The 23,752-nt window shown below is 53.9% G+C and carries 21 protein-coding genes; 3 read left to right on the forward strand and 18 right to left on the reverse strand.

Annotated features, from left to right (window positions below; translation table 11 throughout):
• The 6 genes from VMF88_00510 to porV all read right to left on the reverse strand — a co-directional run.
• Window positions 1-468: hypothetical protein (locus VMF88_00510; protein HTY09525.1), on the reverse strand; the 468-nt coding region annotated here is incomplete at its 3' end.
• 266 nt (window positions 469-734) lie between these two features.
• On the reverse strand, window positions 735-1,250 hold the full coding sequence (locus VMF88_00515) for a UpxY family transcription antiterminator (protein HTY09526.1): 516 nt from the start codon (window positions 1,248-1,250) through the stop codon (window positions 735-737).
• Between the two features lie 384 nt (window positions 1,251-1,634).
• On the reverse strand, window positions 1,635-2,144 hold the full coding sequence (locus VMF88_00520; protein ID HTY09527.1) for an SLBB domain-containing protein: 510 nt from the start codon (window positions 2,142-2,144) through the stop codon (window positions 1,635-1,637).
• A gap of 361 nt (window positions 2,145-2,505) precedes the next feature.
• Window positions 2,506-4,869, reverse strand: a complete 2,364-nt coding sequence (locus VMF88_00525; protein ID HTY09528.1) for a polysaccharide biosynthesis tyrosine autokinase — start codon at window positions 4,867-4,869, stop codon at window positions 2,506-2,508.
• A gap of 676 nt (window positions 4,870-5,545) precedes the next feature.
• The gene (locus tag VMF88_00530; GenBank protein ID HTY09529.1) at window positions 5,546-7,033 is read right to left on the reverse strand and encodes a T9SS type A sorting domain-containing protein; all 1,488 of its coding nucleotides are present in this window, start codon (window positions 7,031-7,033) and stop codon (window positions 5,546-5,548) included.
• A gap of 140 nt (window positions 7,034-7,173) precedes the next feature.
• Window positions 7,174-8,304: a type IX secretion system outer membrane channel protein PorV gene (gene porV / locus VMF88_00535; GenBank protein ID HTY09530.1), complete on the reverse strand. Its 1,131-nt coding sequence runs from the start codon at window positions 8,302-8,304 to the stop codon at window positions 7,174-7,176.
• Window positions 8,305-8,721: 417 nt separating this feature from the next.
• On the opposite strand from porV, the gene VMF88_00540 reads away from it, so the two are divergent.
• Complete coding sequence (locus VMF88_00540) at window positions 8,722-9,552, forward strand: phosphatase PAP2 family protein (GenBank protein HTY09531.1); 831 nt, start codon at window positions 8,722-8,724, stop codon at window positions 9,550-9,552.
• Between the two features lie 49 nt (window positions 9,553-9,601).
• Here VMF88_00540 and VMF88_00545 read toward each other — a convergent pair whose 3' ends face one another.
• The 11 genes from VMF88_00545 to VMF88_00595 all read right to left on the reverse strand — a co-directional run bounded on the left by VMF88_00545 (window position 9,602) and on the right by VMF88_00595 (window position 20,850).
• Window positions 9,602-10,441, reverse strand: coding sequence for an FAD/NAD(P)-binding protein (locus VMF88_00545; protein ID HTY09532.1), 840 nt, complete (start codon window positions 10,439-10,441; stop codon window positions 9,602-9,604).
• A 71-nt stretch (window positions 10,442-10,512) separates the two neighbouring features.
• Window positions 10,513-11,535 (reverse strand): 4Fe-4S dicluster domain-containing protein, encoded by a 1,023-nt coding sequence (locus tag VMF88_00550; protein HTY09533.1) that lies wholly within the window; start codon window positions 11,533-11,535, stop codon window positions 10,513-10,515.
• Window positions 11,536-11,551: 16 nt separating this feature from the next.
• Window positions 11,552-12,352, reverse strand: coding sequence for a hypothetical protein (locus VMF88_00555; protein ID HTY09534.1), 801 nt, complete (start codon window positions 12,350-12,352; stop codon window positions 11,552-11,554).
• Window positions 12,353-12,392: 40 nt separating this feature from the next.
• On the reverse strand, window positions 12,393-12,827 hold the full coding sequence (locus VMF88_00560; GenBank protein ID HTY09535.1) for a hydrogenase iron-sulfur subunit: 435 nt from the start codon (window positions 12,825-12,827) through the stop codon (window positions 12,393-12,395).
• Window positions 12,827-14,824 carry a CoB--CoM heterodisulfide reductase iron-sulfur subunit A family protein gene (locus VMF88_00565; protein HTY09536.1) on the reverse strand — a complete coding sequence of 666 codons (1,998 nt, stop codon included), beginning with the start codon at window positions 14,822-14,824 and terminating at the stop codon, window positions 12,827-12,829. The genes VMF88_00560 and VMF88_00565 overlap by 1 nt, the downstream gene beginning before the upstream one ends.
• A 17-nt stretch (window positions 14,825-14,841) precedes the next feature.
• Window positions 14,842-15,741: a CoB--CoM heterodisulfide reductase iron-sulfur subunit B family protein gene (locus tag VMF88_00570; GenBank protein ID HTY09537.1), complete on the reverse strand. Its 900-nt coding sequence runs from the start codon at window positions 15,739-15,741 to the stop codon at window positions 14,842-14,844.
• The gene (locus tag VMF88_00575; protein ID HTY09538.1) at window positions 15,738-16,310 is read right to left on the reverse strand and encodes a 4Fe-4S dicluster domain-containing protein; all 573 of its coding nucleotides are present in this window, start codon (window positions 16,308-16,310) and stop codon (window positions 15,738-15,740) included. Before VMF88_00575 ends, VMF88_00570 begins: the two co-directional genes overlap by 4 nt.
• A 541-nt stretch (window positions 16,311-16,851) precedes the next feature.
• Window positions 16,852-17,019 carry a hypothetical protein gene (locus tag VMF88_00580; GenBank protein ID HTY09539.1) on the reverse strand — a complete coding sequence of 56 codons (168 nt, stop codon included), beginning with the start codon at window positions 17,017-17,019 and terminating at the stop codon, window positions 16,852-16,854.
• Between the two features lie 239 nt (window positions 17,020-17,258).
• Window positions 17,259-18,629, reverse strand: coding sequence for an acetylxylan esterase (locus tag VMF88_00585; protein HTY09540.1), 1,371 nt, complete (start codon window positions 18,627-18,629; stop codon window positions 17,259-17,261).
• A 236-nt stretch (window positions 18,630-18,865) separates the two neighbouring features.
• On the reverse strand, window positions 18,866-20,398 hold the full coding sequence (locus VMF88_00590; protein ID HTY09541.1) for a T9SS type A sorting domain-containing protein: 1,533 nt from the start codon (window positions 20,396-20,398) through the stop codon (window positions 18,866-18,868).
• A gap of 44 nt (window positions 20,399-20,442) precedes the next feature.
• Complete coding sequence (locus VMF88_00595; GenBank protein HTY09542.1) at window positions 20,443-20,850, reverse strand: DUF1801 domain-containing protein; 408 nt, start codon at window positions 20,848-20,850, stop codon at window positions 20,443-20,445.
• Between the two features lie 259 nt (window positions 20,851-21,109).
• On the opposite strand from VMF88_00595, the gene VMF88_00600 reads away from it, so the two are divergent.
• Window positions 21,110-21,811 (forward strand): T9SS type A sorting domain-containing protein, encoded by a 702-nt coding sequence (locus VMF88_00600; GenBank protein HTY09543.1) that lies wholly within the window; start codon window positions 21,110-21,112, stop codon window positions 21,809-21,811.
• A 148-nt stretch (window positions 21,812-21,959) separates the two neighbouring features.
• Here the strand turns inward: VMF88_00600 and VMF88_00605 are convergent, their stop codons facing one another.
• A complete protein-coding gene (locus tag VMF88_00605; GenBank protein ID HTY09544.1) occupies window positions 21,960-22,493 on the reverse strand; it encodes an ester cyclase in 534 nt (177 codons plus the stop codon).
• 336 nt (window positions 22,494-22,829) lie between these two features.
• On the opposite strand from VMF88_00605, the gene VMF88_00610 reads away from it, so the two are divergent.
• A complete protein-coding gene (locus VMF88_00610) occupies window positions 22,830-23,414 on the forward strand; it encodes a DedA family protein (GenBank protein HTY09545.1) in 585 nt (194 codons plus the stop codon).
• Window positions 23,415-23,752: the final 338 nt, after the last annotated feature.

Below are 23,752 nucleotides of genomic sequence, written 5' to 3' on the forward strand. Positions count from 1 at the left end.
GAAGGCATTTCGGTAATTGACTCCGCTTGAATTTGTCCATGCGCCGTTGTAATACTGCTTATAGCCGTTTTGGAAATCACTTCCCGCACCAACATAACATTGATAAATATTCGGATGTCCTGGCGTTGGTGTCCATGTCCTTCCTCTCAAGTCGCCATAAAAAATCGGCCTTGGTCCTGACCCATACGCTCCGATCACTATGGGGTTTGCCCACGTGCCGATCAAGGTATCAAATATCCCGCCTTCAAAGACATCTCCGCGCTTGAAAAGAACAGAATCACCTGGATTTAACTTTGCATATTCCGCCCGCATCGGCGTAAGCCACGGTTGGGCTTGAGTCCCCGGGTTTGCATCATTGCCCGCTGCGGCAACATAGTACGTCGTCTGAGCATTTGCAAGACCGCCTCCTGGCTGGACGAGCGGAATGGCGATCAATATCGAAAGAAAGATGTAGAATATTTGCTTCATTTCTTTAGCCCTCCGGCAAAAAAGCAGTACAATTCCCTTCAACGAGGCTGAACGGGAAACCAATTCTGAATTTCTCTAAAAAATAATCCCCGCAGATGGAGTAAAGTATTTGGTATGCCCGCGAGGGGATGCATCGAGATTCTGGATATCGGGTGAATGACAGTGCAAACGGGGTGGGTAAAGATCCTGCACCATGATAACAATAAATCTCTGATCGGCTGTCCGATCCTTCACGAGAGCCTTTTCTCTCCTCACACGGACAGAATTCAGCCATCATTACTGCGGATAAGTTCCAGAAGCTCTGACGGCACCTGAAACGAAACAGACTGCTGCACTGCGGCAATTGGCACAATCACGCGTGAGCCTCCGTTCACTCTGTTTATGATTCCCTCTACCCCAATCAACGGTCCGCTGATGATCCTGACCCTTTCACCGACTTCGAGATACGATTCGCGCTGGACTGCTTTTGATCCGCCGACCACCCGCCGAAGCCAGTCTATTTGCAAATCGGGAACTCGCGACGGCTTGCTCTGGATGCCGACAAACCGGATAACTCCGTTTGTCCTCAGGATTGTCTCTCTGTCCCGCAAATCGGTTCTGACGAAAAGATATCCCCGGAAGAGGGGCTCCGTCACCTTTTTCTTCCGGTCGCTCCATACGTGCACCTCTTCGATCAACGGGAGGAATTGTTCGATCTTTTTTTTCTCCAGTTCGATGGCCACTTTTTTTTCGTACCTGCTACGCAGGTAGAGGGCATACCATTGAGGTGCCACGACTGACATTCTTAAAAATAATCTCGTTTTTTGTAAAAGTCGTTTCCCCTGAGCGAATCACGATATTCTTTATTGGGGTTGAGGCGAAGCGCGTTGCTTCGTCCTTCGATGCGTCCCGCATTCGCGGGGCTTACTCGGGATGAACCTGCTTTTTGCTAGGCTTTACAAAACAAGGGACGTTCACCCTGAGCGAGTCACGATGTCTTCTATCGGGGCGAGTCGAAGGGCCTTACTTTGCCCTTCGATGCGTCCCGCATTCGAGGGACTTACTCAGGATGAATCTGCGTTCCGTTAAGCTTTACAAAAAGAGTGGTTCATCCCCTCAGAGAGGGCTCTTTTGGAGGCTGGCTTTGCCGGTACACTGGCGAGAAACAACGCCTCGAGTTCCTGATATTACTTCTTCGAATAGTTAAGAACCTGAGTGACGGCTATCGTTACCGCCGAGACCTCCACGACCACCTCGAAGGCATCTCTGAACTTCGCCCAGCCGGTGCGATTCACCATAATGAAATCCCCCGGCATTAGCTGCAGCTCTTCTTGTTTCACCGATGAAAGGTCTTCCAGGTCGACGTGAAACTCGCGTCGTGTAACTTTCTCTCCTTTTCCGTCGATCCGGATGATGGTCACTTTACTCAACGATCCGTCGGGCGTCGGTCCACCGGCCAACGCGATCAAATTGATCAGGTCTATCGAGCTCGCGATTTCGTACCTGCCCGGTCTCTGCACGAATCCTATCACGTTCACGATGAGCGTAAGGTCGTTGGGGCGGGCAAAATAGTAGTTCGTGCTCGTCTCCCCCGCCGACGTTGCTGAAAGAAAGGAGCTGGGATTGATCTGTGCATCCGCGTCTGTCAGACACAACATCAGACATGCGGCAAAAACAATGCTGCAATATTTTCTCATGGTGTTGTTAACCTTCAAGTTTAATAGAAGCTATCTCAAAAATACGTCATTTCATCCTTCGATGCGTCCCGCTAACGCGGGACTTACTCAGGATGAGCCTACTATTTGTTCACCCTGAGCAAGTGAGCGGAGCGAACGCGTCGAAGGACAGACAGTCCCGAGGGCATCCCTCTGGGAGAATGGTCGGCAAAAATTCGTTTTTAAGAAAGCTTTTAGTGTCTCGGTTTCAATTTTAAAGTCAATCCAACGAAAATTCTAACGGAACTACTTCGGATGCCGAATCCAGCTTGGTCGCACTGGATGCCAGGATTTGCATGTATGTCGTTAATTCTCTGCAGCAACCAGAGTATGATACGCTGCCTCACGTGTGGGATTCCAGCGGCCGGTTCGTTCTTTTTTTTGACTTTTTCCTCTTCCCGTTGGAACCGTAGTATCCTGATTCATAACCATAGTAGCCGTTCGGGTGGCCGTACGCATACGAGCCGAAAGAAGAGCGTATATCAAAGTTATTCAGAACCACACCGAGCAATCTTGCGTCGAAGCTGTGAAGCAGCTCGACAGCGGACATCAGGGCATTGGCCCTCGTCATCCCGGCAGATGCAACGATCACAACGCCTTCTGCTTCTTTTGCCAGCACGGCTGCATCCGTCACAGCCAGCAGCGGCGGTGCGTCGGCAAGAATGATGTCGTACTCCTGTTTCATCATTCCGATGAATTCCTTCATTTTGTTTGAACCAAGAAGCTCGGAAGGATTGTCCGGAAGCTCTCCGGAAGCGATGATATCGAGGTTCTCCAGAACTCCCCGCTGGCGCACATCCTCAAGACCCGCTTCCCCGGAAAGAAAGCCGGCGAGCCCGCGCTCGTTTGTAAGCCCGAAGAACTCATGGATCGTCGGACGCCGTAGGTCTCCGTTCACGAGCAAAATTTTCTTGTCCGCCTGAGCAAGCGAGATGGCAAGGTTGCACGCCGTCGTCGTTTTCCCTTCTCCGGGAATCGCGCTCGTCATCATGATGCATCGGGGGAAATTGTCCTGTTGGGTTGCAAGCACATTGGTCCGCAGATGCCTGTATGATTCTGCAATCGGTCCGAACGGCCGGTAAAAAGAGACCAGATGTATATCGAGCGGAGATTGCGCCGTACTGTCCCTGGTATCTTCAACGATCCTTTTTATTTCGTAGTTCATCCGGCTGATCGTCGAGAGCGGGACAAACCCGTGGCGCTTCAGGTCTTCCGGTGTTCGTATGCGGACGTCGGCAAACGCCCATACGAACGTGACGAAGACTCCGAGGGTCAGGCCAACAACAAACCCGAAAATAAGATAGACACGAAGACGCGTCCCCACGGGCGTCAGCGGCACCACGGCCGGGTCGACAATGTTTACGTACCCGAATTCTGATTTTTCCTGTATCGACGTTTCGTTATACTTTTCTTCGACGAGCAAATAGAGTTTTTCATTGCTCATCTTCGCGCGCTGCAATCGAGCCAGATCCATGCTCTTCTTCGGGATCTGATTGAATTTTTTTTCATAGTCCTGGATCACGCCGTCGAGCGCGCTTTTTCGCGCGTCGAGGGCCTGAAGTTCGATGCTCTGCTCGATGATCCTCTGCTTTGCCTCGGCAAGAAACGACCCGCTTCCTCCTCCGGATGTCCCCCCCGTGCCGGGGAGGACGGACTTGAGGAATTGGTCCGTGCGGCCGGCGAGCGTCTTTTTCAGGGAGGCTATCTGCTGGTCGATCTCCTTCAATTTGTCGGAATAAAGTTTCTGATCGGCGACACCGGGGTTCTGCGCGGTCACGATATCGCGCTGCACTTCAAGCTTCGCTATCTGCTCCTGCAAAAGAGCGATGTAGCTGTCGTTCGATTCTTCGATCGCTCTGGCAGAGCTTTGTCCAAGCTTTTCAAATTCTTCCTTATACGAAGCGAGCGTTTTCAGCCTTGAACTTTTCTCTACTTCGATGGCGTCCCGTTGAGCCTCAAGCGCCGTTAGTTGGTCTACAACTTTGGTCCCCTCTGCATCGAGGGAAACGACGCCGGAAGAACGCATGTAGTCCTGCAGGTTGTTTTCAGCTGAATCGAGCAATGCTTTCCTTGATTCAAGTTGTGACTGCAGAAACTCGCGGATCGCGGTGGTCCGGAGACGGCTTGCCTGGAGGTTTTGCGTGGTGTAAATTTCGGTGTACACGTTCGCGATCAGCGCCGCTTCCACGGGATCCCCGCTCACTGCCGTGATCTTGACAATATCGGTTTCATGGATCGGAGAAAAATCGACAGCTCCCTCCAATCGTTCCGAAACTTCTTCGACTGTCGCCAGGGAGTCTCTGCCCCCCGCCGACCTCAAAATAGGTATGATCTTCGTTTTTTTGTCATTGATGTATTTTTGAGAAAGGAGTGCTTCGGCAACGGCCTGGATGGTGGACCGGGATTTCAATATCTCGATCTCGTTCGAAATCTTGGTTGCGGCGGTCGCTCCCGTCAAATCGAGCATCGGATTTGCCTTATCGCTAGCTTTCGTCTCGATCAAAACGAGAGAGCTTGCTTCAAACTTGGGTTTTGTGTCGTTAGAATACAGGAAAGCGAGGCCGGTTGCCACGCACACCGAGACCAGAATGATCCACTTCCCTCGGAGTAGAATTGCCAAATATTCCCACAAAGGTGACACGAGCGAATCTGCCTGGTGTCGTCCGTTGCCCTTGTCATTACTTTGCGGTTCCCGGTAAGAATTCATCTGATGATCCTATTCGTAAGCATCTGCTGCGGTCTGAGGAGTTTATAAAAAATGAGGCTGTGTGCGGCTAAAACGGAACAATCTATGCGATCTCTTTATTATGTCACCCTCCGCGGAGCGAAGGGGCTGGATTGCACGGGAGATTGTGCCGCAATTTTCGTTTTTGATTTGCCCCCTGCTGTCCAGATTCTTCACTCCGTCCCGCTATCGCGGGACTTCGTTCAGAATGACAATGACGTTGAATTGTCTGTCAGAATAAAAATCCCAATTCTCGTGTCACCCTCCGCGGAGCGAAGGGGCTGGATTGCATGGGGGATTTGTGTCACGCAATTTTCGTTTTTGATTTGCACCCCTGCTGTCCAGATTCTTCACTCCGTCCCGCCATAGCGGGACTCTGTTCAGAATGACAATGACGTTGCGTTGTTTGTCAGAATAAAAATCCCATTTCTCGTGTCACCCTGAGCGGAGCGAAGGGGCTGGATTGCGCGGGGGATTGTGCCGCAATTTTCGTCTTTGATTTGCACCCCTGCTGTCCAGATTCTTCACTCCGTCCCGCTATCGCGGGACTCCGTTCAGAATGACAATGGCGTTACATTGTTTGTCAGAATGAAAATCCCGTTTCTCGTATCCCCCTGAACGGAGCGAAGAATGACAATTACACTTTTTTTGTGTGGGGTTACTTCAACAGCAGCATCTTCTTCAGCTCAGTCCTGCCGTTCGACTCCAGCCGCGAAAAATATATTCCGCTCGCAAAGCGCGAGCCATCGAACGTTGCCTGGTTATACTGTCCGGCTTTCGCGATTCCATCGAACAGCGTCGCCACCAGCTGTCCGATCGCATTGTATACATTCAACGTTGCACGTCCGTCCGCCGGCACCGTGAACTGGATATTTGTCGACGGGTTGAACGGGTTCGGATAATTCTGCGACATCCCGAAAACCCTCGGCGCTCCGCCTATGGACACTTCGATCTCACGTGAATAGCTGAACGCACCGTTATGGTCGGTTTGCTTTAACCGGTACGAATAGGTACCTGCGGTCCCGACGTTGTCCTTAAAAGAATACGAATGAGGGACGTTGCTTGTGCCCGCGCCAGAGACCGAGCCGACCTTTGTCCACTGCTGCGTGCCCGCTGATCGCCGTTGTATATCAAATCCAGCGTTGTTGATTTCCGTTGCCGTCTTCCATTGCAGCTCAATCGTTGACCCGGTGTAGGAAGCGGAGAATGCTGCCAATTCAACAGGGAGGTCCACAGGGAGGTCGTGTTGGTACAAGCCCCCCGTCATTCCCGCATAAAGAAACGAACCTTGGACAGCCAAAGCATTAACAGGTGAGCTTTCTGGTAATCCATCACTCGAGTCAACCCAGCTTGTTCCATTGTCGGTGGATTTGTAAACTAAGTATGACGAAACATAAATATCTGTGCCGGAAACGGCCAAAGAATTCATCGGCAGAAACAGCAATGTCAACCCTGAGTCGGCCGGCTGCCAATTCGCACCGTTGTTGGTAGAAAGGAATACACCGCTGTCGGTTGCGGCAAAGAGATTAGAACCCAAAACTGCTAAGCAATTCACGCTAGCGAATAATCCCGTAGTGGCCGGTGTCCAAGTGGTCCCGTTGTCGGTCGACAGAATAACTCCCTCTCCATAGGAAGCTGCAAAAAGGTTTGTTCCGCTTTGGACAAAAGAAGAAATATTAGAACTTACTACTCCAGAAGTGACAGCTGTCCAGTCATCTCCGTTGTCGGTGGAAAGATATATGTGCCCCGTTTCGCCCCCTGCCAAAATGTTCGTTCCGCTGACTCCAAGGGAATTATCAAATAGATCAGTAATTCCATTATTGACAGCGGTCCAAGTGCTGCCATTGTCGGTAGAACGATACACTCCTGCTCCGGCAAGCAATGCAAAGAGGGTAGTGCCATTTACAGCAAAGGAATAGACAGGGGCACTTACTAAACCGTTATTCACCCCTGTCCAGCTTGTGCCATTATCGGTCGAGAGAAACACACCGCTGTCTGTTCCCGCAAAGAGGTTTGACCCGTTTACGGCAAATGAATACACCTTCCCTTCATTAATGAGGGTATCGGGAATCCACTGCGCTCGTGAAGAATGGACGCCAAGGAGCAAGAAGGATGCTATCGCAAGTATTCGTATCGCACGTTTCATAGATAAACCTCGTTTAATTGTGAACATTGGTTGATTGATAGTCTATCGGCACAGGTGACTGATTTTGCAGCACTTTATTAAATGTGATATTCTTCCCCTTTACTCGCCGTGTCCTGCCTCACTTTTCTCCTGATGACCGCCTACGGCAACGCCCGGTCGCTCTTCGAGAGTCCCCCAAAAGAGGCCAGAAGCGTGAACCGGAGCGTTCCGCCGACGGGATCGTCCTTCTCCGACGCCGCGATATAGCTGAAATCAAATTCGTACGACTCCACCCGCACGCCGACGCCGAAGGTGAAAAACTTACGGTTGCCGTAGGCGGGGTCCTCATAAAAATAACCCGTCCGGAAGGCAAAAAGTTTCGGAGCCCCGTACCAGTACTCGAAACCCAGCCCAGTGTCGAATTGACGGAATTCTTCGCCGATCGTCCTCCCCGTCCAGGAAGTGAAGAAGGCTTTATAGAATACGTCCGAACCGCTGTCCGTGTCATTGACCAGCAGCTTGTTGAAATCGGCGATGAAGGTCGCGTCGTTGTACTGGTTCTTGAAAAGCTTCAGCGCAAGTCCGAGACGAAGGTTCATCGGAATTGGATCCGCGAGCGAGGCATCGCCGTACGTCAGCTTCGGCCCGATGTTCGAGAGGTTGAACCCCAAACTCAGCCTGTCGCCGAGGTTGTGATTCACCAGGGGAATGACGAGGGACTGAGGATGGTAGAGCATGCCGACGTCGAAGCTCCCTCCGGTCGCGATCCCGTTTCCCTGTCCGTCAGGCGAACCGAACGGCGAAATGGCGCTGTGAATGATCCTGAGGTTGAAGCCGATGCCGAGTACATTTGAAAGCTTCGTCGAATAGCCGAGTACAAAAGCCAGTTCGTAACTCTTGAATGTCTCAAGGACGGTCGCGTCGTTCAGCGTCCGCCCGATCTCCCCCTGGTTGAGATACGTGAATGCCGCAGATACGGTTCCGTCCAGCTGCCTGACGTCCTGCTTGTACACCATGTTCGCGATCCAAACATCGCCGAGGTCGAGTGCAGGCTGCCAGTCTGAATAATTGATCGATGCCTCGGAGCCTGATTGAAACGCATACCCCGCCGGATTCCAATATGTCGCCCACGCATCGTCGGCCAGGGCGACACCCGCCTCTCCCATACCGCTGGCGCGCGAGTCGGGAGCGATCATCAGAAACGGGACGGCTGTTGTGGTCACTTGCGCGGGGAGTGTCCGGAAAATGCCCGCTGCTGATATTGCAAAGAGAAGCATCGTGCTTCGTCTCATATTTCCGATACCCTTTCGAAGAAACCAACGATGAGCATTCCCGGCCAGATACCTGAACCAAAGTGCGATTGCGGGAGCTGCAAATCCGCACCGCATTCCGCTCTGACCGACATTTTATTCATTTCTGCTCTTCCGACTTCTCACAGCTCCGCCCTTTGAGTCACATTTATGCAACCCACATGGGACAATAATCCTTTTCCCCCAACTGCACGATACAGATCAACACAGGGGGTAGTAAACTTAACTATCTAACATTTCTGGTGGATAGCGAAAATGTAGTGATTTATCTCTTTAAAGTAAATCTACAAAACAACATAGAGCAGGAATAACCCCATTTTGGATTGGTCCCATTATTTGAGTATATTTTTCAGACAACTATCCCTTTTCATAGCATTGGTTTCGGCCCGGCCTGCTCCTATGATCCGCCGCCTTGCATATTTAGCCCTCTTTTCATCCCTTGCGAATTTCAACCTGGCCGCACAGGATTCCGCGGCGGCCATGTCCCTCGACCGGATCGTAATCAACGATGCTAAAATCGCACTAGAGGACGGTCTTTCTTACTGGTCGGCACCGGCGCATTTTTCCGGCCGGGATTGGATCATTGCCGGGGGAGCTGCCGGGGGGCTCATTGGCCTGGTCTCCGCTGACAGCCATCTCGCCAGCATGTTCAGCATCCAGACAGATGATCAACTGCCGAATTCTCCATGGGAGATTCCAACCTATTACGGTGAGTTCCCCTACGCGGGGATTTTTTCTGCAGGGGTTTATACAGCAGGTCTCTTTTCAGGGGAGAAAAACATTCGAGTCACCGGGCGGCTCCTTCTCGAAAGTCTGCTCTTCTCCGGTTCAGCGGTCATCGTCCTTCGGTACGTCACGGCTAGAACCGGCCCGGGACCTGGCGGCAATTCGCACGACTTCAAGGCATTCCGTTGGGACGCTGAACGGCAATCCTTCCCTTCGGGGCACAGTGTGGCAGCGTTCGCGATGTCGACGGTACTCGCCGAACAGATCAACAATCCTTTTGCATCGATCGGGCTATACGGCATGGCTGCGCTGACCGCCTATTCACGCGTGCGCTTCACCCAGCACTGGACATCCGACGTAGCGGCAGGCAGTGCGCTGGGAATTGCGACCGGTCTCTATGTTATTTCAAGAGAACGAGAGCGCGAAGGACGAGGCGGCGCCAACGGCGGGCTGTCCATCATGCCGACGGCCAACGGTCTTTGTGTGCAGTATTCATTCCGGTAGCCGTCATCCCCTTTTTTCGCAGCCGGATTCGGTTTACCTCATCTCTCAATTAATATTCTGGCGGGAGTTTCCGGAGCTGCTCGTACGTAAACACCGGTCCGTCTTTACAGACATACACTGACCCGACTGTACAATGTCCGCATTTCCCTACACCGCATTTCATTCTATTCTCTAACGTCGTAAAGACCGTTTGCGGTGCGAAACCCAATCGTTCCAGTACCGGAAACGTGAACTTTATCATGATCGGGGGACCGCAAACAACGGCGATCGTCTTCTCGCTTGACGGAGCCAAATCCTCTAAGACCTTCGGGACGAATCCAACCTTGCCTTTCCATGCGGGATTTTCTCCCCCCGGATCGACCGTTGTCACGAGCGTCATGTCGGATCGTTTTCCCCATTCGTCCAATTCGTGCTTATACACAAGGTCGGCAACGGAACGAGCGCCGTAGACAACGGTGACGTTGTTGAACCATTCGCGCAGGTCGAGCGCGTTCCAGATAACGCAACGCATCGGCGGCAGCGCAATACCTCCCGCAACAAATAACAGGTTCTTTCCCTTCCACTCTTCAAGAGGGAAGATGTTTCCATAGGGGCCACGGAACCCGATAATGTCCCCCTCTTCTTTTCGGGCGAGCACGGAGGTCACGCGGCCGGCTTGGCGGAAGGTGCACTCAATGTATTCTTTGCGCGTCGGCGATGATGCGATACAGAAGGTCGATTCGCCTTCCCCGAAGACGGAATACTCGCCGAATTGTCCTGCGTTGAAGGTGAACTGTTCACGATCGGCATCATTCTTAAATTTCAGACGGAACGTTCTGACGCCCGGCGCCTCTTCGGTGACCTTTTCGATCCGCATCAAATACGGATTGTACGTATTGTTTGAAGACATATTTCGATTCCGGCTTTTACTGAACCGCTATCGCAATTTCTCCCGCCCCTCAACAAACGAAACCCGGAGCATCACACCGTTTCGATCGCGGCGGCAACATCAAGGAGCTGTTCTTTCAGGTTCATATCTGCGGGACACGCACGCGAGCATCGTCCGCAGCCGACACAACCGGGTAATTCATACTGCTGCGGCTGGTAGCAAAACTTATGCATCACCCGCTGCCGCCAGCGGTCGCTTTGGACGGGACGCGGATTGTGCCCGGACGTGTGCAGCGTGAACAGCGCGAACGCGCAAGAATCCCAGCAGCGCGCACGATCGCCTTTCTTTGCCGTCCCCTCATCCTGGATGTCGAAGCACGAACACATCGGGCATACGAACGCGCACGCGCCGCATCCAATACAGCGCAAGGAAGCTTCGTACCAGATCGCATTCCCGAAACCCCCCGCGAGCTTTTGGGAAAGCTCATGATGCGAAAATGCCCTTTCAACCTTTGCTAAGTATATTTCTTTCCCGATGGGCGCGGGCTCTGCGAACAGATCGTTGTGCGATGCAATCAGAGCAGCCCCTTTTTCCGAGCCGGATTCGACGAAATAGCAGCCGTTTTCGACCGGCGTCAAGAGAATATCGCTTCCTGTTGCGTCCCCGGGCGAACTGCTCGCAGACGTGCAGAAGCAATCGGCATCAGCTTTTGTGCAGCTCACGCTGATGACGGTCAGTGCGTTCATTCGTTGAGCGACAAATACATCGGAAATATCGCGGGCGAAGAAATCGGCGAGCCGCTGCAGCGCCGAAGCGTCGCAGGGACGGGAACCGAAAAGCACGCATTCGGGCACCGGCACCGCTGCGTAATCCTTCACGCGTACCTCGCCGTCTTCGAAATCGTACGAGATAAGCCTCTGATATTTCGGAAAGAGCAGTTCCTTTGGCGATTCCGTTGTCTGGGTGAAGTCAAACACCACGGCGTTCACATCCGTAACAGGAGCGAAAAAAACTTTCTCCCCCTTGCGCTGCGGCGCGTAGAGTTTCTTGCCGGATGCAGTGATCGCATCAAGAAGTGTCAGCAAGTTTTCATGGGAGAGTGAGTATGTATCCATACGATTGCTTGAGGCGTTACAGGATAAATGCTTCTTTATCTTCCGCGCGGAACGACGATAACGCGGCCGGCGCGTTGCATTGCGTTCCGGCATGCTGGCCGAATTCCCGCTCGACGATGCGTGTCGCTTCGATCGTCAGGAGTGCTATCGGAATCCCGACCGGGCATGCGATGGTGCACGAACCGCATTGCACACACCGCCCTGCAAGATGCATCGCGCGATTGATGTGCCATTCAAAATTCCCGATCGCGTTCGCTGCGACGTCCACCCACTGCGGCTGGTTGCAGTCCGTGATGCAGCGGTCGCAGTAGCACAACGGGCATGATGAACGGCATGCGTAACACTTGAAGCATCGCGATAATTCATCCTGCCAAAACGCGAACCGCTTTTCGACGGACATCGCAGCGAGCGTTTCGATCTCTTTCTTCACGGGGGGCGGAAATACCACCGGATGGGCTGCGGCATACTTTTCGAGCGAGGCATTGTCCGTCAATTCAATCACTGCGGCATCTTCAATAGCGAGGAGCACAAGGTCGCTGCTTTTGATCTGCCGCTCAGCGATCAATTGGATAATCGACCGTACCACCGCGGGGGTGGTGACGACGGCCGGCGTTCCCATTCTTTTGATTTCAGGCTTAAGGAGATAGACGGCAAGATTTTGCCGGCATCGTTGATCCCACACGAGCTGCGGCACATCCTCAGCGGTTCGAATGAAAACGGGGCGCACCCTGTTGCCGCTTCCATTCCCGTAGCCGACGATCACGTTCGCTCTTCCGGATTCTAAGAGCTCTTTCGCTTTCTCATGTAAGGCTTGCATAGATTTTCTCTGACCGGATTGGATCGATTCCGCCCGCTGATCATGCAACTTCTTTGGTCATCCTCTGAAATGCCGCCGCCGGTCCAAGCTCGCGGACTTCAGCGACGGCAGCGTTCACGACCTCCGCCCACTTTGCCCCTTCAGCGGCAGAAACCCACGAGAATTTCACGCGGCGCATATCCACGCCCATATACTCCATCATCTGCCGGAAAACGATCCATCGGCGCCGCGCGTGAAAGTTTCCCGAAGTGTAGTGGCAATCGTTCGGATGGCAGCCGGACACGATGATGCCGTCCGCACCCTGAGCGAATGCTTTGAGCAAGAGATTATAGTCGATACGGCCCGTGCATGGGAACCGCACAATGCGGACATTCGTCGCGTACTTGATGCGGCTCGTACCGGTCAAGTCAGCGCCGGCATACGTGCACCAGTTGCAGACGAACGCGACAACCTTAGGCTCGAACGGCGGTTCCATTAGGCTAACAACTCCATGACTTCTGCATATACTTGTTCGTTGCTGTAGCCCTGCAGGTCGATCGACTTTGACCGGCAGAACGCCACGCACGTGCCGCATCCCTGGCATAACCCGGAATTGACTTTCGCAACCGTCTTCATGAGTTTTCCTTCCCGCGTTCTTATTTCTTCCTGCTCGATTGCATTGTACGGACATGCCGTTTGGCACGTAAAGCATCCGATACATGTTGAGAACACCGGCGGCGCCGCGCGATTCACAACGGCGATCACCGGCTCGCGCGTCAATTCGTCGGCGGAGAACAACCCGAGCACCTTGCTTGCAGCGGCGGAGGCCTGGCCGACGGAGTCGGGAATGTCCTTCGGCGCCTGGCACGCTCCGGCAAGAAATATTCCGGCCGTATTCGTCTCCACCGGACGCAGTTTAGGATGCGCTTCCGAGAAGAAATGATGCGCATCATAGCTGACGTGCAGTTTTTGCGCAAGCTCCTCCGCCCCTTCGTTCGCAACACCCGCCGTTGCGAGCACGACCATGTCAGCTTCAATCTCCACCGGCTCCCCACCGAGCAGCGTATCGGCGCCGCGCACAATCAGCTTGCCCTCCCGTTCATAGATCCGCGATACACGCCCGCGGATGTAGTTCACATCGTCTTCCTCAATCGCTCTGCGCACGAACTCGTCATACCCCTTGCCCCCGGCCCGAATATCCATATAAAAGACGTACGCATTGCCGTCGTGAACTTTGTGCTTATAGAGCATCGCGTGCTTGGCAGTGTACATGCAGCAGATCTTCGAGCAATACTCGATCCCTTTCGCCGGATCGCGCGAACCCGCACATGCGATGAAGACAATCGTTTTCGGCACCGTGCCGTCGGACGGGCGACGCGGTTCACCCAGCGTCGGACCCGAAGCGGAAAGGAGCCGCTCGAACTGCAAACCGGTCAGGACATCCTTGTATTTGCCGTATCCGTATTCGGGGAAGAAGGATGTTTCTTTGATAGTGAAGCCGGTGGCAACGACGACGGAACCGACGTCCACCTCGATGAATTCATCCTGCTGTTCGAACCGGATCGCATCCGCCGGGCATTTGGTCTTGCAGAACTTGCACTTCCCGTTCTTGAAATACGTGCAGCGAGAGCGGTCGATGACGGGCTTGTTCGGAACGGCTTGCGGGAAGGGGATGTAGATCGCACTGCGCACGCCGAGTCCCGTATTGAACTCGCTCGGAATTTTTTTGATCGGACATGCCGTCACACATTCACCGCAGCCGGTGCACGCCTTCTCGTCGATGCTTTTTGCCTTCTTGCGGATCCGCGCTGTGAAGTTGCCGATGAAGCCGGTGAGGCTTTCTACCTCTGCATACGTGTAGAGCGTAATGTTCGGATGCTGCGCGACTTCCACCATGCGCGGTGTGAGAATGCACTGGGAGCAGTCGAGGGTGGGGAACGTCTCCGAGAGCTGAGACATATGTCCGCCGATCGACGGATCGTCTTCCACCAGCACCACTTTTTGCCCTGCGTTGGCAATATCGAGTGCGGCCTGGATCCCTGCAATACCTCCCCCGATCACGAGCGCGGTTTTTGTAACGGGGACTTTGATCGGATACAGCGGCTTATCCCGCTTTGCTTTTTCGACCATCATCGCAACAAGATCGGCGGCTTTCTCGGTCGTCGCATCTCCTCTGGCATGCACCCAGGAGCAGTGTTCGCGCAGGTTCGCCATCTCGCAGAGGAACGGGTTCAATCCTGCTTCGGCGCATGTCCTGCGGAATGTCGGTTCGTGCATGCGGGGTGAACACGCAGCCACGACAACGCCGGTAAGGTTCTTTTCCTTGATCGCCTGGCGGATAAGGTTCTGCCCGGGGTCGGAACACATATACTTATAGTCCACGCTCTGTACGACACCCGGCATGCGCGCAACCGTCTTCGCCACTTTTTCACAATCGACGGTCGCGCTGATGTTCTCGCCGCAATGACAGATAAAAACTCCGATTCGTGACATCGCCTGACCTGATCTTCCTACGACACCCCCGCTGGTGTGCGGGCGGGTACATTGTGTTGAGCTTTGCTCTTGCCTTCCAGTCGAACCGGAACAAAATGCCGCTGTAATCCCAACGCCTGCGCATCGAGACCGAGGGCAATGCCGATTGCCTGTGTGACGTAGAGGATGGGAACGCCGAATTTCTTCCCCGTCGCACGCTCTATTTCTTTCCGGCGCATGTCGAGGTTGGAATGGCACATCGGACATGCAACGATCACCGCTTCAGCGCCCCGCGCGGCGGCATCCTCCAGAATTCTTCCCCCGAGATCCCCGACAATGTCTGTCCGTGTGATTGAAAAGCTCGCACCGCAGCATTCCGTTTTCATCGCCCAGTCGAGCGGCGTCGCGCCGATCCGCCTCATGAGGTCATCCATCTCCGTCGGGTCTTCCATCCGCGCGTGATGGACGACGCTCGCCGGGCGAACTAGGAGGCATCCGTAATAGCAGACAACCTTATGAGAAAAAGTTTTCGGGAATGATGCTGCCACCTCGGCCGTGAGTACCTGATTGAGCACCTCTAGAATATTGCGCACTGCCGTCGTACCGGCATACGGCATGTTGATCGCATCAGCAACATCCGCGCGCGCGCGGGCATCGCCGGCAAGTTCTGTTTTTGCCGAGGCAAGCCGATTAAAACACGCTGCGCACGGAACCAACAACTCCATCATTGTTTGTGCTTCTGCCTGAGCAAGGACCCTCGCCGGCAAAGCGAGCGACAGCGAGTGATCGAGCGAATGCGCTGAACTTGCACCGCAGCAATTCCATCCTTCAACTTCGTGCAGCTCCAAACCCAGTCTCGGCGCAATCGCGCGGAGCGACTCAGCGTATTCACGCGAGGAGCCTTCGAACGAACAGCCGGGGTAAAGTCCGATTTTCATGCAGCGTGCTCCTTCTTCCTTTGCCCGGCGGAGAAAACCTGGCTGACGAGCTTTCTGTGAAATGAAGGAATGAGCGAAAGTTTTCCCTTCATCAGCATCACCGGAGCGAGGACAACATCCTGCCAGAGATGAAGGGTGCGCACCTTGTATTCTGCGATCAACCCAATTTCCCACAATCTGCCAAAACGCTTGATTGTATTCAGGAAGGAGGTGTGGAATGCAACAATATCTCTGGCGCGGGGATGAACGAGATTGAGACGGAGCGACTCTGCACGGAGAACATCCATCGCTTTCGGAAGGTCTACTTCCATCGGACAACGGGCAACGCATGTTTGACAGGCGAGGCAGAGCCATATGGCATAGCTGCCCAGTACTTTGCGTTCCGCTTCCGCTGTCCTGGTTTGCAACAACCGCAGGACGACGCTCGGCGTCAAATCCATGTGGTCTGCCGCGGGACATCCCGCAGAGCATTTGCCGCATTGGTAGCAGCGTTGTACCGATATACCAGAAGTACGAACGAGATGATCAGCGAGAGTTGTAGCTCCCCCCTGGAGCGGAGCGGCAAGCATTAGTTTCTCCCGAATAGAAACGCGTGAAGCGTTCTTCGCGGAGGGAAGGTGAAAGCAGTCAATTCATGGCCGGTGCCATACCCTAACACACAACTACGGCAGCAGCCAAGAGTCCGACAGTAGAATTGGGATGTGTCCGTTCTGACTCGTTACAGCCACGGGGAAGAGCAATTTCTTTCTTGATAATGCGAGCATCTCAATCTCATAAACTGAAAGAACCGGACAACGGGGAACATGTACTGATGACTCCTTTCACATCGTCCTCTGCATAGATAACCGCTACAATATATGAAGAAAAAAATAAATTAGAAGCCATTTCAAAAAATTAATTTAGACTGACGCTCCGCCCGAAGGGATGCCTTTGCCAGACGCGTCCGCATTTTGGGGACTTGCTTCCCAAAAGGACAGCGGTTACTGCAAAGAGGAGAAAGAATCGCTGGAGGAGATAAAGGATAAGCGGGGAATCGGGTCTGCCCTTCAAGTCAACGTTCCGCTTTCAACGGAACAGGTTCGCTCAGGGTGAACGAGCTTTTATTACAACTCAAAGAAACACTTCGTCCTGAGCGAGTGGCGCGGCGTCATCGCGCCACGAGACGAAGGACATCCTGTTCACAAAGGTCTCTTTCGGGGAGTAAGTGAACCTCGCCGAGTCGAGTCTTCGACCGCCCGAAGAGCGGGAGAGCGCATCGTCAACGACTGTGTCTCCCATAGTTCCGTTGAGCCTGCTTATACGTGAATTCTCCTGCTTCAACTTCTCCTACCCCCCCAGCTTGAAGCCTAGACTGTTGTCCCCTTGAGTCCGCCGTAACCTCTTATTTGTTCCTTGTCCTTCCATCGGTCTTCTCCATTTGTGTCAACCTGTTTTAGGACGACTCACCTCCAGAAAGAAAAAAGGCCGGGATGAATGTCCCGGCCTTTTTATTTTCGAGGAAAATCTAATGAACAGTATTACTTGAAATACCGCTCGGCGAATTTTATGAATGTCGGCCAGTTGGGGCCGGTGGTGTGCCCGCCGCTGTGCTGTCGGAATGCGACCTCTCCGTCGATGAGCGTGGTCTCCATGGGCGGCATTGCGGCAACTCCGAGGCCTTTCTTCCCGAGCAGTTCATAGACCGGACCGGCATACACGCCGGCGAGGAACATCCCTTTGTCGTCCACCCAATTCCCTTCGACAGCCGGCGATCCGCAGCTGATAAAGACGGGACGCGGAGCGCACAAAGCGACCAGCTCATGGGAATCGACCGGCAGATCGTTCGGGGTGAGCGGACCGGCGTATTTCAGAAAATTTCCCGCCATCCAGTGATACTCGCCGGACGACGCGACATTCTCCACTTCCTCGCCGAAATTGCGCCGGTGGAGTTTCGCCCCGCCTTCGCCGGACGATCCGATGAAACCGATCGCGAACCGCTGGTCATAGGCCATCGTGACGAGAGCCGCCTTCCCGTACCGCGAGAGCCCTTCGATCCCCACTTTCTTCGCGTCCACCGACTTATCGGTCTCGAAATAGTCGAGCGCTCTGCTCGCCCCCCACGCCCATGCACGCAGCGCTCCCCAATCATCCAGCTTGCGCGGCTCCCCCTTGTTGACGAGTCCGATGATGCCGCTTGTCAATCCGGCTCCGTTGTCGGCCTGATAACTTGTTGGAACGATTACCGCGTATCCCCACCCTTTTGCAAGGAGCTGCTGCTGCCAGGTCGGCCCTGCCGGGGCGGCAGCGCCGGGAGGCGGGGAAGGAAATTTGAACCCCGGCGGGAAGACGAAGCCGAATTCCATGATGACCGGCACCGGCCCGGCCGCGTGCTCGGGGAGCGTGAGCGTTAACTGAATGTCGACGGTAAGAAGCGGATACGAAGAATTATCGACATGGCCGACGAGTTTCTTTGTGATGACAGGGAACGTACCGTTGGAATCGTGCGTCACACTCGCGACTTCCCACCTGACCGCGGGAAGTACTGCCGGCTCCCTGCCGTAAACTTCCCGGTCAAAATCCTCGACGATCTCGGGACGCCTCTTCTTCCACCACATCTCCGCAGTGGTGACTCTTGCTCCGTCCTTAAGGAGCAATGGATCGGGGAGCGAGGTGTACGTCGTCGCTTTTGATTCGTCCGAGTTCGCCGCGTTCGGCGCTTTGGGATTTCCCGAAGGACCCGGACGAAGTGAATCGATGTGGAGCAGATCGAGAAGCCGCCGGTGGTCTTGCTCGGCGGTCAGTCGGACAATAGGAGCATACGCGGACGAATCGATCGGGCGATCCGCCTGCGCGTCGGCACAGAATGCAAATGTAATCTGCGCCGCCGCTGCGATAATGATGAGGCGCATAAGTTTGGTGGGATATGAAATGTTATAGCCAGGCCGGTTCAAAATATTGACTCGTTATGCGAAGAGAATTCAATGATCGGTTTTTAATTTGACAATTAAGAGACTGATGCTCAATAAGCAAGTTCCCTTCGCGGGGATGCGACGTGCTGCGCGCTCCCTTTGGGGAGCACGTGAACGGAGCGAACGCGACGAAGGCGTACACAAATTCGCTTTTGAGGTTGCTTCCCGTCACGTTCTCACTTCATCAACACCATCTTTTTCACGTCGTGAAAGTTCCCGGCGGTCAGTTCGTAGAAATAGAGTCCGCTCGAGAAATTACCGCCATCCCACCGCACAGAATGAGATCCGGGCGACTCCTGCTCGTTCACCAGTTTCGCCACTTCCCTCCCGAGTTCGTCATATATTTTTACAGTAACGAAACTGTTAGCTGTCAATTGATAGCTGATGATTGTGGCCGGGTTGAACGGGTTCGGATAATTTTGGCCCAAGCTCGGACTGAGTGGAATCTGGGGATGATCCTTCACGGCGGTGATTGAATTTGCGACAAATGTCGTGACGCTCGACGCCGGAATCGAAGCCGAGAAGCTCCCGTTCGGGCAGGCGATGCCGGATCCCTGGCTGCAATTTACCATCTGGGAGGTCGTATACGGCGTGAAGGTCGTATTGACGCCGGGAGAGCTTTGGAATGAAAAACTCTGCGACACCGCCGACGTGCTCATGTTCACCGCGGCGATGACGATCTGTGTACCATTCGTGTACGCAGTGACATAGACCAGACTTCGCGCGGATGTCGTACTGTAGACCCGACGGAATCCGGGGCGAACGTACCGCGAAAACTGCGACATCACGTAGCCGCGCTTCGTCACGTTGCCGCTTTCGTCGATCGGTCCGTAGTACCGAACGATGTACCACCAGACATACGCATTCATGCCGGCGGTCATGCAGTCGTGAATCTGCTTGCCGGTGGCGAGAACTGCCGACCATGAGGTGTCGGTGCTCAGATATTCCGTCATCCAGAGTTCCTTCCCTTTGCTCGTCGCAAGGGGATACGGTCCCGGGATTGCGCCGTAGAGGTGTCCTCCGATGATCGATACCTGCGCAGCCGCCGCGGAATCGTTGAGCGTCGAATCGGAGAAGGCGTGATTGAAGCCCTCCGACTCCGGCATGATGATCCTCGTCCCGATCGCGGACCCGTTGTTCCTGAGGAAGTTCATGAACTGCGTCGCGTTCCAGAAGCATGATTCGTACGTCACGTTCGCGTCGGGTTCGTTCTGCACCGAAACCGCATACAGCGGAACGCCGTTCGTCCCCATGTAATTGATGTACGATTCCAGGTATGCCGCGAACGATGCATACGACGTATCGCTCAGTTGGCCGCCGACAATATTGTTGTTCGTTTTCATTGCGGCGGGAGGCGACCAGGGGGTCGCAAAGATGTTCGCTCCCATAGAGCTTGCAAGCCGCGCTGTCGCAACGCTCAGGGGAAAATCGCTCGGCGAGCTTGGAAGGCGGAGCCGCAAAAGAGAAAACCCAAGCTGTCCCTGGCCTGTGCCGAACGCGGTCTGCACTTCTGCCGTGTCCATATCAGGGCGCCACGGCAGGATGTTCGCCGCGCCGAATCCTCGTATCGTCTGCAGGCTGCTGTCCAAATAGACCGTGGTGCTTTGAGCAGAGACGCGGGAGAAACATGAAACGCTGCAAAGGATGAGCACAGATGCCATCCTCATCAGCCCAAGCAAATATTCCTGTTGATGCTTTTGATAATTCATAACAGTCTCTTTTTGGCAATGACAAATGTCGAATGAAGCGATGCCTATTGCTTTGCACTCTTGAATGATTTGGTAAGAATTTTTTTGAGAACTGATGTATCGACGTCTTCAAGGGACTTGATATATAAACATCCCTTGCCGGTTTTGAATTTCCCGAGCGAGGCGAGTTCCCGGCTCAGCGGGGCGAGGCCGCCGTGGAGGTAGAGCGCAATATTCTGCTTCCTCGGAGAAAAGCCGACGATCACGGTATCTCCTTCCCTTCCGCTCTCATAGACGTAGTGATGGGTGCCGAAACCGATGATCGCGCTCCCCCACATCACCGGCTTGAGTTTCGAGATCGATTCCATCATTGCGATGAGCGAGTCGCAATCATCCCGGACCTGCCGGTCGGCGATCTTTTTCAGAAAAGCATCGACGCCCGCCGCCATCGGCTTCGTTTTATTCTCAGCCATTTGCTCCCTCTCTGAAGTAGTGCTGCTCTTAGTGCGTCTGAACGGATATACCTAGTTACCAAAATATTATAACTTTCGCAAGTTGGAATAAATCACGATCTTTGCGGGGGGAACGATTCCGGGAAACGTTAAGACCGGCGGTGTCGCTTCCATCCGCAGTACTCCTGGAGGAGCGCGCGCCATACGGATGCCAAAATTGCGATGCCTTCGGAAATGCCGCCCGGACCATTCCACGCCAAAACTTTAGGGAGGGAAAACAATGAAACCTTTCATGATCCTTATCTTGACGGCGGGCTTGTGCAGCTCCTTGCCCGGACAGATCGAGGTCGGAGTCTGGACCGACAAACCGATCTACAATTACGGCGACACCGTCGCGGTGACCGTGACCGCATTCAATCCGCAGGCGGACACGATCACCCTGACCTTCGGATCCGCGTGCCAGACATCCTTCGTGATCGATACCTTTTATTTGTCACGGTACATGGCATGCGCCCAGATCATCACCTCGAGAGTCATTCCGCCGCACAGCGCGGTTAGATGGGATCCGATGGATTATCCCTGTCCGTGCAGAGTCTCCCCCCTCCCCGTCGGCTCACACGCGGTGATAGGAGAAGTGGTCGAGCACGGGAGGTCCGATACGTTGCTGATATTCGTTACGCAGCCGGTCACGCCGGTGAACGGCGGCAGCGTCCCCCCGGGGAATTTCCTTCTGATGCAGAACTATCCGAACCCCTTTAACGGCAGCACAACGATCCCGTTCACGGTCGTAAAAGCCGGTACGATAGCGATCACCATATATAACAACCTCGGCCAAAAACTTCGCACGGTGCTCAACGACTACAAGGATGCGGGGACCTACACCGTTACAGCGAACCTCAACGATTTTCCGTCGGGATTATACTGGTGCCGCCTTGAGTCGGAAGGAAAAAGTCAAACCACAAGGCTGATCCTGGCGAAATGAGTGACGAGGAGGATCGGCGGGGATAATGCCGGCGGGAAAAGCATCCGTCTCCCGAGAGGTGTCACCTCCGAGCTCTTCACAAAGGGGTGCGTTACAGGTTGTGATGAAGTGAGGGATGAGGCTCCCTAGACAGGTGGAGAGTCTGGGATCACTTTGGCTTTGTCGTATCTGCAGAACTGCCGAGCTCCGTTCTCAGGCCATACTCATCATACACTTCCCAGAATTCGACAATTTTTCCTCCGCCGAATCGACAGACAAGAATTTCGTCCGCATTGATTTTTCGTCCGGTCGCGGGAATGCCGAAAAAGGCCGCAGCATGCGTTCCTTCGAACGGCACATGAGCCGCAACCCGGTCTCCTTCGGCGATCAGATAATCGATCCGGAAGTGAAATCCTTCAAACGCCATTCTCCATCGATGGATGATCTCCTTTGCTCTTTCGGGGGGAGAAGGAAAGTCCTTGCCGCGGTAGTGGCCGATCGCCTGCGGAGCGATCAGCTGGTCGCAGACGTCGAGGTTCCCCTGGTTCCACCCCTCTTCAAGGAAGCGGAGCATAATTTTTTTATTCGCATCGGCAGAAGTATCAACCGGCGCTGTGGAGATTGTTTGCGCCTTTGTGCTGGGTGAATTCAATAACAACAGAAGGAGAAAGAAGACAAGAGGGACAACTTTGCGCGAGATCATAACGGGCGCTCCATATGTTATGGATCAAAAGTCCATTGAGGTGCAAACTTTTTTGCCGGGCTTGCCAGCATTATACCAATGCGCACAATATCAATGAGTGCGGCTTGACCTTCATCATCCATGAACAGAGACGAGGTTCTCTTAGGAGGATCCGGAGAGCGAGCAAGAGATCTTCCCTTCACCCTGCGTCATCCGGATGTCCTCACGTAGTTAACAATTTGCCGCCATTTTAGCAAGGGGGGAGACGATCGGCGCCAGAAGAGATCCCGGCCTTTGAACACAGCCCAAAATTTCCTACCTTTACTCCCGATTCCTGTTCACGAAAGATAGCACCTGATGGAAATTGTCTACCACTGGATAGCGCAGTACGGCTACGCCGCTCTTTTCGGCGGCATGATGCTCGGGATCGTTGGTCTCCCCGTTCCGGACGAAACGCTCTTGACATACGCCGGCTATTTAGTATCGAATCACACCCTCCTTCTTCATTACACGCTGCTCGCAGCATATCTCGGAAGCATGTCGGGAATTTCCGTCAGCTATGAGCTCGGCCGCTGGTTCGGTTACCCGCTCATTGAAAAGTACGGCCGTTATCTCCTCATCACACACGATGAGCTTGAACGGGCAAACGAATGGTACAGGCGCTTCGGGAAATGGTCGCTGCCGGTCGGATACTTTATTCCGGGGGTCCGGCATTTCACGGCCTTCGTTGCGGGCGTCTCCGGGCTCCGCTACCGCACGTTCGGTCTTTTCGCGTATTCGGGGGCGGTCGTCTGGGCATCGACCTTCGTCCTGCTCGGAAAATACGTCGGGAGCAACTGGGAAACGGCCGTCACGAATGTCCGCAGCCATATTTTCACCGCTTCGCTCATCGCCTTTCTGCTCGGAGCGTCCCTCCTTCTTCTTCGCTGGTTTCGGAAATAATAAGCTTTGAAACGGATGAAGTGCAAGTTTGTCCCAGGCCACATTCACATCCCCCTGCCTTGTTTTGAACCGGGGCAATATATATATTGGTAACGATTTAGGAGACGCACATCCGAAGGGGCTTAACGGCACGGAACCGGCATCGTTGCGAAGACTGTGCAGCACTGAATCGATTCCCTTTCACATTGATCTCGAAGCATTACGTGGCCTTTCTCAATTGCAATTGTTGGCGATCGGTTCAGTTGTGTGCAGATACGCCGTTGTATGAGAGAATTCAGGATCGTTGTGAGCGGGTAAAATGAGGAAAAAATCTCACGTATTTCATTCTCCCTTCGTTT

This window comes from Bacteroidota bacterium, from assembly GCA_035506275.1.
Taxonomy (GTDB): domain Bacteria; phylum Bacteroidota; class Ignavibacteria; order UBA10030; family UBA8401; genus JAGVPT01.